This window comes from Sphingomonas sp. (assembly GCF_965248875.1).
Lineage (GTDB): Bacteria > Pseudomonadota > Alphaproteobacteria > Sphingomonadales > Sphingomonadaceae > Sphingomonas.
On record NZ_CBDFKR010000003.1, the window covers coordinates 398,991 to 411,013 of the forward strand.

Here is a 12,023-nt window from a genome sequence, read left to right on the forward strand (position 1 = left end):
CCGCGCTGCCGCTGCTGGCCGGCAACGCGCTGAACCTCGCGGTCGAGGTGGCGGAGCTCGACACGGCCAGCATCACCTATCCGCCCGTCATGCTGCGCACCCGGCGGCGCGCGCGCGAGCTGTACCTCTCGATCCCGCTCGCCGCGCTACAACGGGACGCGGACGGCGACGGGCTGACCGACATCGCCGCGCATCACCTGCTGCTCGATCAGCCAGCGGGCGAGCGACCTTTCGTGGTCGGCAGCGACGCGGCGGGCGCCTGCACGGCGCCCTCGCGGGAGGCGGCAGCGCGGGCGGCGGTGCTGGCCGAACTGTTCGATCCCGCGGGGCAGGCGATCGTCGAGCCAGTCGACCGCCCCGCGGGTCAGCTGGCGATCACCGGGTGGCAGCGCGCGGCCGCGGCGGCGGACCGGCCGCTGTTCCTGCTCGGCGACCCCGCGGACTTCGCGTGCCTGCGCCCGACCCGACCGATGCTGGTCTACACCCGCGCGCAGATCGCGGCGCTGGCGCGATTCTCGCCCGGCTTCCACGTGCTGGAGGTGCCGCCGATCGTCTTCAACCGGGCGCATGATCGCGGCTTCGTCCGCTGGTCGTCCGGCTGGGCGGGCGGCACCTATCGGTTGCGCTGGATCGGCGGCCGTTGGGCGGTGGACACGATTAGCAGTTGGGTGACCTGATCGGCGTGGCCGCGACCGCCCGGTTGGCGTAGATGGCCGCGTGGAGGCGAGCATGGCGGCTGAGTCGATCCGGGCGTGCGCGAAGCGGCGGATGCTGCTTATGCTGCTGGCGATCGGCGGCGGGGTGACCGGCACGGGCCTTGCTGCATCGGATCAGCGCGCGCCGCGCCCGGCGCCGACCCCGACGCTGGCGCCGTTGCCGCCTGCCGTCATCGACGATGCGCTGCAGATCGGCGGCGACGATCTCGACGCGCGGCGCACGCATACGCGGATGACGGTGCAGGTCGACGTCAACGGGCGCGGGCCGTTCCCCTTTGTCGTCGACAGCGGCGCGGACACCTCGGTGGTCGGCGCCAACGTCGCCCGCCTGCTCCAGCTACCCGCTGGCACACCGGTGACGTTGCACGGCATGACGGCGACCAGCGAGGTACAGCGGGTGCAGGTCGATACGCTGCACCTGGGGCAGAGCGACTTTCACGGCCTGGAGCTGCCCGTGCTGCGCGAGCGCGATCTTGGTGGGGCGGGGATGGTCGGGATTGATGCGCTGGTGAACCAGCGGCTGATGCTCGATTTCGAGCGGCGTACGATCCGCGTCGAGGATGCGCGCCGGCCGCCGCCGCGGCTGGACGGCGAGATCGTCGTGGTGGCGCGGCGGCGGCGCGGGCAGCTGATCCTGACGCAGGCGCGGGCGAACGGGCGGCCGGTCAATGCCGTGGTCGACACGGGGTCGGAGATCACGATCGGCAACCTCGCGCTGCGCGATGCGCTGATGCGGCGCTACGGCAATACCTTCACCAGCGGTGCGGTAACCGGGGTGACCGGGGTCACGGTGCATCTCGAGATGGCGCGGATCGGCGAGCTACGGCTCGGGCCCGTGGTGCTGCGGGACGTGCCGATCGCCTTTGCCGACGTGCCGCCCTTTGCGGTCTTCGGCCTTCGCGACGAGCCGGCGCTGCTGCTCGGCACCGACCTGATGGAGACGTTCCGGCGGGTGTCCTTGGATTTCCGCGCGCGCAAGGTCCGCTTCCAGCTCCGTCGCTGCGACGCGATCGGCATCTCGATTTCCACCGACCCGTTCGGCGATTCCGCCCGCATCGGGCTGAGCAACGGCGGCAGCGCGGCGTGCCGGCGGGATTGAGATTGCGACGGCGGCTGATCTGCGCTACCTGACCATCTAGTTGGTCAGGAGCGGTGACATGGTCGCGGTCGCGTTGGCGGAGGCAAAGGCGAGGCTGAGCGAGCTCATTCGGCTTGCCGAGCAGGGTGAAGCGGTCACGATCACCAGCCGTGGCAAGCCCGTCGCCGACATCGTGCCGCGCAAGCAGCCCAAGCGCCCCTTCGATCCGGAGGAGCTGCGGCGGATCCGGGCAATGTCCAAACCGTGGGAAGGCGAGGGCAGCTTCGTTGTCTGGGCGAAGGAGCAGGACCTGCTTTGACGACCTACCCTGATGCGTCGGTCCTTGTTTCAGCGTTCGCGGACGAGCCGAACAGTGCGACAGCGCTAGCGTTTCTGACGAGCCTTCCGGAGGATACGCTCCTCGTCAGCTCCTGGACCGTCACCGAGATAGCATCGGCGCTTGGGATCAAGGTGCGCACGGGAACGCTGGAGGCGGACCAACGGCGGCCGCTTCATCTAGCCATCACGACGTATCTGACGCGGACGGCGCAGTGGCTGGAGCCGATTGCGCGAGACTTTACCGCCGCGGTCGAGCTGATGCTGGCGACCGACCAACCGCTGCGTGCCGGCGATGCCCTGCACCTAGCGATATCATCGAGATTGTCTGCCACGGCATGGACGTTCGACCGGCGGATGGCGCAAGCGGGGCAGGCCCTCGGGTTGAACGTGCGCCTGCTCGCCTGACCCTCACGCGTCGATGCTGGTCCCCACGGCCGCGTTGACCAGTCCGCCGTCGACCACGATCGTGTCGCCGACCACATAGTCGCCCGCACGCGACGCGAGATAGATCGCGGTGCCCGCCATGTCCTCATCGACGCCGATGCGCCTGGCCGGAATGCTTTGCGCGACCGCGTCGCCATGGTCGCGGGCGGCGCGGTTCATCTCGCTCGCGAAGGCGCCGGGCGCGATCGAGGTCACGTTGATCGAATCCTCGATCAGCCGCGCCGCCATCCGCTTGGTAAGATAGATCAGCGCCGATTTGGACGCTTGATAGCTGTAGGTTTCCCAAGGATTGAGGCGCAGGCCGTCGATCGAGGTGATGTTGATGACCTTGCCCGGCCGCTGATGGCTGGCGGCGGCCTTCAACGCGGGATGGAGCGCCTGGGTGAGGAAGAAGGGCGACTTGACGTTCAGGTCCATGACCTTGTCCCAGCCCTTCTCCGGAAACTCCTCGAACGGCACACCCCAGGCGGCGCCCGCATTGTTGACGAGAATGTCGAGCTTGGCTTCATGTTCGGCGAACTGCGCCGCGAGCGCCTTGCAGCCGTCGACCGTCGAAACGTCCTGCGGCAACGCGATGCAGTTGGGGCCGAGTTCCGCCACCGTCTCCTCACACGCCGCCGCCTTGCGCGACGAGATATAGACCTTGCACCCCTGCGCGATGAAACCGGCGGCGATCATCTTGCCGATGCCGCGCGACCCGCCGGTGATCAGCGCGACACGCCCGTCGAGGCGGAACAGGTTGGTGGTATCCATAAAGCTCTCCTGAATGTCAGCCGCCGCGCTTCAGCGTCTCGCGGGCGATGATGATCTGCTGGATCTGGCTGGTACCTTCGTAGATGCGGAACAGGCGGACGTCGCGGTAGAGCCGCTCGATCCCGTAATCGGCGATGTAGCCCGCGCCGCCGAAGGTCTGGACCGCGCGGTCGGCGACGCGGCCGACCATTTCGCTGGCGTAATACTTTGCTGCGGCGCTTTCGAGTACGACGTCCTCGCCGCGATCCTTCTTCGCCGCGGTCTCCAGCACCAGCGCGCGGGCGGCGAGCGCCTCGGTCTTGGAGTCGGCGATCATCCCCTGAATCAATTGATGTTCGGCGATCGCCTTGCCGAACTGGTTGCGTTCGGTTGCATAGGCGACGCTGTCCGCGATCAGCCGTTCGGCGACGCCGGCACACAGCGCCGCGATGTGCAGTCGCCCGCGGTCGAGCACGCGCATCGCGATCTTGAAGCCTTCCCCTTCCGCGCCAAGGCGATTGGCGGCCGGCACGCGGACATCGTCGAAGATGACGTCCGAGACCTTGGCGCCTTTCTGCCCCATCTTCTTCTCGGGCTCGCCGAGCGTTATCCCGGGCAGATCGCGCGGCACGAGGAAGGCGGAGACGCCGCGGCCGCCCGGCTCTTCGCCGGTGCGCGCCATGACGGTGAAGAGCTGCGCCTTGTCGGCGTTGGTGATGTAGCGCTTGCTGCCGGTCAGCCGGTAGTCGTCGCCGTCACGCACCGCACGCGTCTTGACGCTGCCGCTGTCGGACCCTGCTTCCGGCTCGGTCAGCGCGAAGCTGGTAATGACCTCGCCCGACGCGATGCCGGGCAACCAACGCGCCTTTTGCTCGGGGGTGCCGGCCATCACCAACCCCTGCGAGCCGATGCCGACATTGGTGCCGAACGAGGAGCGGAAGGCGGGCGTGGTCCGCCCCATCTCGATCACGACGCGGCATTCCTCGGCCATCGTCAGGCCTAGTCCGCCATAGTCCTCGCCAATCGACAGGCCGAACAGCCCCATCGCCTTCATCTCGGCCAGCACCGCATCGGGGATGGCGTCGTTCGCCTCCACTTCCGCCTCCAGCGGGCGCAGCCGCTCGGCAACGAAGCGGCGCACGGTATCGAGGAGCTGGTCGAACGTCTCGGGGTCGAGGGCCATTCCCTACCGGTAATCAGCCCGCCCGCCGCCCGCAAGCGAGCAAACCCGGTTTTCCAAGCCGACGGCGTTGACCGCGCGTCCGCCCATACTATGCTTTCGACAAACAGCAGTGAGGAGAGGCGCATGCGGTTCACGGGCAAGCGCGCGGTGGTGACCGGCGCGGCGTCGGGCATCGGCCGTGCGACGGCGCTCCGCCTTGCGGCCGAAGGCGCCACCGTTCTGATCGGCGACATCGACGACGCGGGCGGCGCGGCGGTCGCGGCCGAATCGGACGGGCGGATCAGCTTCCGGCATGCCGACGTCACGGACGCCGCGCAGATCGCGGCGCTGATGAACGCCGCGGCGGCGGGGGGCGGGATCGACCTTGTCGTCAACAACGCCGGTGCGGGCGGCGCGCGCGAGGGGCTGGCGGAGATCGCGCCGGAGGATTGGGACCGGACGCAGGCGCTGCTGCTGCGCTCGGTCGCGCTGGGGATGCGCTACGCCGCGCCGCTGATGAGCGGGCGCGCGGGCGCGGCGATCGTCAACATCTCGTCGGTGTCGGCGATGGGATCGGGCTATGCCCCGGTCGCCTATTCGACGGCGAAGGCGGGGGTGCTCCATCTATCGCGCCTGGCGGCGGCTGACCTGGCGAAGCACGGCATCCGGGTGAATGCGGTCGTGCCCGGCTTCATCGTGACGAACATCTTCACCAGCGCGGTGGGCGTGCCCCCCGCGCAGGTCGACACCGTCAAGGGCATGATCGCCGCTGGCGCGGCACAGGCGCAGCCGGTCGCGCGGGCGGGGCGGCCGGAGGATATCGCGGCGGCGGTGACATTTCTGCTCAGCGATGAAGCGAGCTTCGTCACCGGCACGCACCTGTTGGTCGACGGCGGCATGCTGGTCGGCACGCGGCCGAGCTGGGATCCGGACGCCCCCGGCATGATGAGCGCGCTGGACGCGTTTCGATGAGCACCGCGGCGGTGGCGCCGCCGCGTCGTCTAAGCCGCGGGCTGGTCGTCGCCTATGGCTTCGGCGCGGTCGCCTATGGCGTCAAGGACACGGGCTTCGGCGGTTTCCTCCTGTTCTTCTACAATCAGGTCATGGGGCTGCCCCAGGCGACGGTCAGCTTCGTCATCATGGCGGCGCTGCTGATCGATGCGGCGGTCGATCCGATGATCGGGTTCCTGTCCGATCGTACCCGCTCGCGCTGGGGACGGCGGCATCCGTGGATGTATGCGTCGGCGCTGCCGATCATGATGCTGTATGTCGCGGTGTGGAGCCCGCCGTCCGGCCTGGGCGCGACCGGGCTGCTGGTCTGGCTGTTCGCGATCGCGGTGCTGATGCGCAGCGCCGTGTCCGCCTATGAGGTGCCGTCGGTCGCCCTGACGCCGGAACTGACCGGCGATTACGACGAGCGGACGCGGGTGCTGGCGTGGCGCTATCTATGGGGATGGGCAGGGGTGGTCGCCACGCTGCTGGCGATCTGGCTGTGGTTCCTTGCGCCGGCTCCGGGTTTTCCAGACGGCAAGCTCAACCCGGCCGGCTATTACCGGCTGGGGATCGCCTCGGCGCTGCTGATGGGATTTGCGATCCTCGTCTCCGCGCTGGCGACGCATCGGGAGATTCCCAAATTCCCCAAGCTCGGCGCCGTGAAGGCGGCGCGCCTGCGCGACAGTTTCGGCGAGTTGCGCGACACGCTGCGCAACCGCGCCTTCGCGATCCTGATGACGGCGGGGGTGCTGCTCTACACCAACCAGGGCGTGATCAGCGCGCTCGGCGTGTATACCGCCGTGCACATCTGGGGCTTCCACCCCGGCGACTTCGTGATGCAGGCGCTGAGCTTCGCGGTGGCGGCGTCTATCGCTCTGCTGGCGGCGCCGTGGCTGGGACGACGCGGGAGCAAGCCGAAGATCGCCGCCGCCGCGGTGGTGTGCGGCGCGATGTTCATCACGGTTCCCTACTGGCTCCGCTTCGCCGGTCTGCTGCCGCCGGCGTCCGACCCCGTCCTGCCCTTCATCGCGGTCTGGGTGTCGGCCGCGGGTACGGCCTGCAACATATCGGGCTTCATCCTCGCGGCATCGATGATGGCCGATGTCGTCGAGGATTCCGAGCTGCGCACCGGCCGCCGCGACGAAGGGGTGTTCTTCGCGGGGTCCTTCTTCATGCAGAAATGCACCAGCGGCATCGGCATCTTCGGCGCAGGCGTGATCCTGTCGCTGTCGCATTTTCCCGCACGGGCGTTGCCGGGACAGGTATCCGCAGCGGTGCTCGACCGTCTCGCGCTGGTGCATGCGAGCAGTTATCTCGCGATCGCGCTGGTGGCGGCCTTCATCCTCACGCGCTTTCCATTCGGAAGGACCGAGCATCAGGCAAGGCTGGCGCTTCTTGCCGGCGCGCCGACGCTCGAGGCGATCCCGCAGCAGGTCTGATTCGCGAGCGCTGTGTCGGTTCGTCGCCGCCCGTGGGCAGCTCGTCGACAGGCAGGTCTGTCGGTTTTGCAGTGCGGCACAGTTCGTCGGCACGTCGAAACGGTTCATCGCCAACGACTTGGTGAGCGGGACCCCTACCCGTAGCGAGACTGCAACATCACTCTTTTGGGCCGGGGGGTTCAATTGCGTTTCGGTAGTTTTGCAGCGCGATTCGCGCTGGTGTCTTCCTGTGCCCTGATGACGGCTGCACCTGCGTCCGCGCAGTTCTGGCAGTGCGTGACCTTCGCGCGGTCGGTCTCGGGCATTCAGATCCGCGGCAACGCAAACACCTGGTGGGCGCAGGCGGCGGGCCGCTATGCGCGTGGGCATACGCCGCGCGTCGGCGCGGTGCTGGCCTTCGAGGCGACGCGGCGAATGCGCGTCGGCCATGTCGCCATGGTATCGGAATTGGTGAACGACCGTGAGGTCCGCCTGACCCACGCCAACTGGTCGCGTCGCGGCGGCGTCGAGGTCGGCGCGCGGGCGATCGACGTGTCGGCGGCGAACGACTGGAGCGAAGTGCGCGTCCAGTATGGCTCGGGCATGGGCACTTCGACTTACCCGACCAAGGGCTTCATCTATTCCGGCCATGACGGCGATGCGGTCGCCGCGGCCGGCGACGAGGGCGCGCAGGGCTGACATAGCGCGACGCGGCAAAGCCGCGCCGTTGAACCTGGCGAGCGCGAGCCCGGCCCCGCTCGGGCGTAGTGGCGCTAGCTTACGTGTGCGCTGGGGCGAAGGTCATGGCCACGCCGTTCATGCAATAGCGCTTGCCGGTCGGGCGGGGACCGTCGTCGAAGACATGGCCCAGATGGCCGCCGCATCGACGGCAATGGACCTCAGTGCGAGCCATCATCAGCGACGCGTCGTTACGGGTGCTCACCGCATTGGCGAGCGGCTGCCAGAAGCTTGGCCAACCGGTACCGCTGTCGAACTTCGTGCGCGACGCGAACAGCGGCAGCGCGCACCCCCTGCACGCGAAGGTACCCGCCCGATGCTCGCTGTTGAGCGGGCTGGTAAAGGGTGTCTCCGTACCCTCGTGGCGCAGCACGTCGTACGCGGCGGGGCCGAGCCGGCGGCGCCATTCGGCATCGGAATAGGTCACAGTGTAGCGCTCGGCGGCGGCCGCAGGCCCGCTGCGACAACCCCAGAGCGCCGCACCGACGGCACCCGTTGCGGCAAGGCCGAACAGATCGCGGCGGTTCATCATGGCGGGTGCTCCTTGCTATACCGATGGACGATATAGGTTTTCGCACGCCGATGACGATAGGTTACGTTGGGGAACTCCGATCAAGGTCGTGCGCTTGCGCCAGATCAACAACGGAGCCGTTATGAGTTTCGAACAGCTTGACCCGCCCTTGCCCGTCCATGTGCTCGACAAGGGGCCGGGCTACGCCTTTGCGGTGATCGACTATGGGCAGGAGCATAACCTGATCTGGGTCACCGCGATCAACGACACCGGCGAGATCTGGTGCGCGCCCAACCCGCGCGTGCGGCTCCAGGCGAACTGGACGATGGGCCGCGCCAAGCCGCCTGCGGTCGCGGCACGTGCCGACGGCAGGTGCTCGGGGCCGGATGAGCCGATGCTGAAGGCGGAGGTCGTGAAGCCAAATTGACGGCCGATCAGTATTTGCTGATCTCGACCGGTAACTTGCGATAGCCGTGGACGAAGCAGGCGGCGACACGCTCGGGCTCGCCGACAACATTCACTCGCATCCGGCGCGCCGCCATCTCCTCCATCAGGATGGACACCTGCAGTTCGGCAAGCCGGGCACCGACGCAGCGGTGGATACCGTGGCCGAACGCCAGATGACGCCGGGCGTTGGGCCGGTCGACCTGGAAGTCTTCGCCATTGTCGCCGAACACGCTCTCGTCGCGATTGGCAGAGATGTACCACATCACCACCTTGTCGCCGGCCGCAATCTTGTGGCCCATCAGCTCGGTGTCCTGAATCGGTGTTCGCGCCATGTGCGCCAGCGGTGTCTGCCAGCGGATGATCTCGCTGGCGGCGTTGCCGATCAGGCCGGAATCGGCCTCCAACTTCGCGCGCTGATCCGGGAACCGGTCCAGCGCGTAGGCAAGGCCCGACATGGTGTTGCGCGTGGTATCGTTGCCGCCGACGATCAGCAGGATCAGATTGCCCATGAATTCATGATGATCCATCGCGCTCATCGCGTCCGAGTGGAGCATCATCGAGATCAGGTCCGGGGTCGGCTCCTTGCCGAGCTTGGCATTCCAAAGCCCCTGAAAATAGGTGCCCATCTCGTAGATCTTGCCGAGCCGCTGTTCACGGAGCGCGTCGTTCTTGACGATCTCGATGTCGCCAGCCCAGTCGGACCATTCCGTCAGCTTGCGCCGATCGGCCCAAGGGAAATCGAACAAAATCGCGAGCATCTGCGTGGTCAGTTCGATGGCGACCGTCTCCACCCAGTCGAAGCGTTCGCCCCAGGGCAGCCCGTCGAGCACCTCGCCGGTGCGGTGGCGGATATCTATGGCCATCCGCTGCATTTCCGACGGCGTAAAGGCGGGGGAGACGGTGCGGCGCTGCGCGGTGTGGATCGGCCGGTCGCGGCCGATGAACATCGGCATGCGCGGTCCCTCCATCGCCGGATTGAACCGGCTGATCGTGAAGCCGTCGACTTCGGACGAGTAGATGTCGGGTAGCGACTCGACCTCGACGATCGGCTTGTAGGTCGACAGTGACCAATAGGGCCCGAACTCCGATTCCGGCACGAAATGGATCGGCGCCTCGGCGCGCAACTGGGCGAACGGTGCGTGCCACGTGTCGTCGCGGTAAAGCTCGGCGCGGCTGACGTCGAACGGGTCGATAGCGGGTGATCGGACGAAATCGCGCACGAGCGTTGCCATGTCGGGCTCCTTTGCGATCGGAGTGTGCCTTAACTGACACCAGTGTCAATAGGACGCTGCCGCCGCCAGAACGGTCTGGCGCTTCCGGACTGCAACACGCCGCGTCGGAACAGCCGGGCACCGACCGCGATGAAGATCGCGACCCACAGCGCCTGCCAGCCGAGCGCGAGCAGGTGCGGCCACAGCTCCGGCGAGCTCGCCGCCCGGCCTGCCATCGCGAAGGGGGAGGACAGCGGGAAGACCTGCGCAAAGGTGGCCAGGCCGCTGCCCGGATGCGACGCCGCCGCGGTCGCCAATGCGAACATCCCCACCTGCACCAAGGTGATCGGCAGCGACAACATCTGGATCTCGCGCATCGTCGACGCCTGCGCCCCGATGCCGAGAAAAACCGAGCCGAGCAGCAGGTACGCCATCGCGAAATAGGCGCAGAACAGCAGCGCGAAGCTGCCACCCCCGACCGCCGGGGTGAGCTCCGCCAAGCCGTGCGCAAAGCTGGGCGGCAGCAGCGAGGTGACGCGGCCGATCACCGTCGCCCAGAAGCCAACGAACAGCACAGCGACGCCGAACATGCCGATCAGTTTGCCCCCGAACACCGCCTCCAGCGGCACGGCGGCGGCGAGCACCTCGATCACCTTGTTGTTGCGCTCCTCCGCCATCGTCCCGACGACCTGCCCGGCGAGGAAAAGGGTCAGAAAGAAGACGCCGAACACCGCGAAAAAGGCGGACTGGTTGCGGGTGCCGGCCGAGGGTCGGGGCACCTGGACCAGCTCTCTGACCGTCGCAACGCGTGGCAGCGCGCCACCGAGTTGCTGTGCCGCCAGCGTCGTCTGGGCGAGCAGTTCAAGATACCGCGCGCTACGTGCGGCGTTGGCCGTGTAGAGGATGCGCGGGTGGTCGAGCGGACCCGATAATACCGCCGCGGCTTCAAAATCGTGAGCCGTGAACGTGCGACGGGCCTGGCCAGCGGTATTGTTCTCGGGGTGCAGCGTGGTCAGTTCCGGTGGCGCATCGCCCGCGTCCTTGAATGCGCCCCGCAGTCGGGTGTCCGCTTCGGCGATGGGTCGGGCGAGTGCATCGGGTACGATCGCGACGACGCGGACCCGGTCCGACCCGCTATTTGCCGCCGCCGACGCGCCCAAGCCGCCGATCAGGCTGAACGAGCCGATCACGACAGGCGCAAACAGAAACAGGAGAAACACGGGCGTGAACACCGTCGCGACAAAATCGCGGCGGGCGATCGTCAGCACCTGGCGCACAAAGCGGCGGACCTTGCTCATCGCGCGTCGCCGACGATGCGGACAAATGCGTCGTGCAGCCCGGGCCGTTCGATCTGCAGCCCGGCGATGCCGTGCCCCGCCGCGATCAGCCGTGCGAGCAGCGCCTCGATCCCTTCGGCGGGCAGTTCGAACCGCCAGCCCCGGTCGTCGCGCATCGCGCCGTCAGGCAATAGCGCGCGCGCCTCATCGGCGCGTTCTCGCGGCGTGTAGCGTACCCGCTCGGGCAGCAGCGCGCGGGCGTCCGCGACAGTTCCCTCGAACCGCCGCTTGCCCTTGGCGATGATCGCCAGGCGATCGCACAGCCGCTCGGCATGCGCCATGACGTGGGTCGAGAAGATGACGGTCGCGCCGCGATCGCGCTCGCCGACGATCAGCCGCTCCAGCTGTTCCTGGTTGACCGGATCGAGCCCGGAAAAGGGTTCGTCGAGAACGAGCAGGTCGGGCCGATGAACAACCGAGCCGAGCAGCTGGACGAGCTGCGCCATGCCCTTGCTGAGCTTTCTGATCTTGGTGTCGGTGGCGTGGCCCAGCCCCGCCGCATCGAGCATCGTGACCGCGCGTGCGCGTCCCTGACCCCAGGACAGCCCGCGCAGCGCGCCCATGAAGGCGATCGCTTCGCGCGCCTTCATCGCTGGATACAGCCCGCGCTCCTCCGGCAGGTAACCGACCCGGTCGCCCGCGTCGCGCGGGTGGACGGCATCGAGCAGCGTGCGGCTGCCGCCGTCGGGCTCGATGATCCCGAGCAGCATCCGCAGCGTCGTCGTCTTGCCCGCGCCGTTGGGGCCGAGGACGCCGTAGATGCTGCCGCGCGGCACCTGCAGGTCGACGCCCTGCACCACCTCACGGTCACCGAACCGCTTGACGAGACCGGTGGCGGTGACCGCCCAGTCGCTGCTCATGCTACCCACGTCATGCGCGGGCTGGTAGCGGCCGAGC

At 68.0% G+C, this 12,023-nt stretch carries 14 protein-coding genes; 8 read left to right on the forward strand and 6 right to left on the reverse strand.

The features are described from left to right. The first annotated feature begins 47 nt into the window (after positions 1–47). From ACP2AD_RS02270 to ACP2AD_RS02285, 4 genes are read left to right on the forward strand one after another with little or no spacing between them, the layout of a single operon-like run. A complete protein-coding gene (locus ACP2AD_RS02270; RefSeq protein WP_425228449.1) occupies positions 48–677 on the forward strand; it encodes a hypothetical protein in 630 nt (209 codons plus the stop codon). A 52-nt stretch (positions 678–729) separates the two neighbouring features. Further along, on the forward strand, positions 730–1,815 hold the full coding sequence (locus tag ACP2AD_RS02275; RefSeq protein ID WP_425228450.1) for an aspartyl protease family protein: 1,086 nt from the start codon (positions 730–732) through the stop codon (positions 1,813–1,815). Positions 1,816–1,873: 58 nt separating this feature from the next. Continuing rightward, positions 1,874–2,113, forward strand: a complete 240-nt coding sequence (locus tag ACP2AD_RS02280; protein ID WP_425228451.1) for a type II toxin-antitoxin system Phd/YefM family antitoxin — start codon at positions 1,874–1,876, stop codon at positions 2,111–2,113. Then, a complete protein-coding gene (locus ACP2AD_RS02285) occupies positions 2,110–2,538 on the forward strand; it encodes a type II toxin-antitoxin system VapC family toxin (RefSeq protein ID WP_425228452.1) in 429 nt (142 codons plus the stop codon). The genes ACP2AD_RS02280 and ACP2AD_RS02285 overlap by 4 nt, the downstream gene beginning before the upstream one ends. A 3-nt stretch (positions 2,539–2,541) precedes the next feature. On the opposite strand, the gene ACP2AD_RS02290 is transcribed toward ACP2AD_RS02285, so the two are convergent. Both ACP2AD_RS02290 and ACP2AD_RS02295 read right to left on the reverse strand, forming a co-directional pair. Beyond that, positions 2,542–3,330 (reverse strand): SDR family NAD(P)-dependent oxidoreductase, encoded by a 789-nt coding sequence (locus tag ACP2AD_RS02290; RefSeq protein WP_425228453.1) that lies wholly within the window; start codon positions 3,328–3,330, stop codon positions 2,542–2,544. Between the two features lie 16 nt (positions 3,331–3,346). Beyond that, the gene (locus ACP2AD_RS02295) at positions 3,347–4,492 is read right to left on the reverse strand and encodes an acyl-CoA dehydrogenase family protein (protein ID WP_425228454.1); all 1,146 of its coding nucleotides are present in this window, start codon (positions 4,490–4,492) and stop codon (positions 3,347–3,349) included. Positions 4,493–4,615: 123 nt separating this feature from the next. Between ACP2AD_RS02295 and ACP2AD_RS02300 the strand changes: the two genes are divergently transcribed. The 3 genes from ACP2AD_RS02300 to ACP2AD_RS02310 all read left to right on the forward strand — a co-directional run bounded on the left by ACP2AD_RS02300 (position 4,616) and on the right by ACP2AD_RS02310 (position 7,581). Beyond that, positions 4,616–5,443 (forward strand): SDR family NAD(P)-dependent oxidoreductase, encoded by an 828-nt coding sequence (locus ACP2AD_RS02300; RefSeq protein WP_425228455.1) that lies wholly within the window; start codon positions 4,616–4,618, stop codon positions 5,441–5,443. Then, positions 5,440–6,903 (forward strand): MFS transporter, encoded by a 1,464-nt coding sequence (locus ACP2AD_RS02305; RefSeq protein WP_425228456.1) that lies wholly within the window; start codon positions 5,440–5,442, stop codon positions 6,901–6,903. The genes ACP2AD_RS02300 and ACP2AD_RS02305 overlap by 4 nt, the downstream gene beginning before the upstream one ends. A gap of 237 nt (positions 6,904–7,140) precedes the next feature. After that, the gene (locus ACP2AD_RS02310; protein WP_425228457.1) at positions 7,141–7,581 is read left to right on the forward strand and encodes a CHAP domain-containing protein; all 441 of its coding nucleotides are present in this window, start codon (positions 7,141–7,143) and stop codon (positions 7,579–7,581) included. A 79-nt stretch (positions 7,582–7,660) separates the two neighbouring features. Here the strand turns inward: ACP2AD_RS02310 and msrB are convergent, their stop codons facing one another. Then, positions 7,661–8,152, reverse strand: coding sequence for a peptide-methionine (R)-S-oxide reductase MsrB (gene msrB, locus ACP2AD_RS02315; RefSeq protein WP_425228458.1), 492 nt, complete (start codon positions 8,150–8,152; stop codon positions 7,661–7,663). A gap of 121 nt (positions 8,153–8,273) precedes the next feature. Here msrB and ACP2AD_RS02320 point away from each other — a divergent pair, with 121 nt between their 5' ends. Further along, on the forward strand, positions 8,274–8,558 hold the full coding sequence (locus ACP2AD_RS02320) for a hypothetical protein (protein ID WP_425228459.1): 285 nt from the start codon (positions 8,274–8,276) through the stop codon (positions 8,556–8,558). 7 nt (positions 8,559–8,565) lie between these two features. Here ACP2AD_RS02320 and ACP2AD_RS02325 read toward each other — a convergent pair whose 3' ends face one another. Genes ACP2AD_RS02325 through ACP2AD_RS02335 form a run of 3 tightly spaced genes read right to left on the reverse strand, consistent with a single transcriptional unit; the run spans position 8,566 to position 11,986 of the window. Next, positions 8,566–9,810 carry a cytochrome P450 gene (locus ACP2AD_RS02325; RefSeq protein ID WP_425228460.1) on the reverse strand — a complete coding sequence of 415 codons (1,245 nt, stop codon included), beginning with the start codon at positions 9,808–9,810 and terminating at the stop codon, positions 8,566–8,568. Between the two features lie 29 nt (positions 9,811–9,839). Beyond that, positions 9,840–11,087 (reverse strand): ABC transporter permease, encoded by a 1,248-nt coding sequence (locus ACP2AD_RS02330; protein ID WP_425228461.1) that lies wholly within the window; start codon positions 11,085–11,087, stop codon positions 9,840–9,842. Then, positions 11,084–11,986, reverse strand: coding sequence for an ABC transporter ATP-binding protein (locus ACP2AD_RS02335; RefSeq protein ID WP_425228462.1), 903 nt, complete (start codon positions 11,984–11,986; stop codon positions 11,084–11,086). Before ACP2AD_RS02335 ends, ACP2AD_RS02330 begins: the two co-directional genes overlap by 4 nt. Positions 11,987–12,023 lie beyond the last annotated feature (37 nt).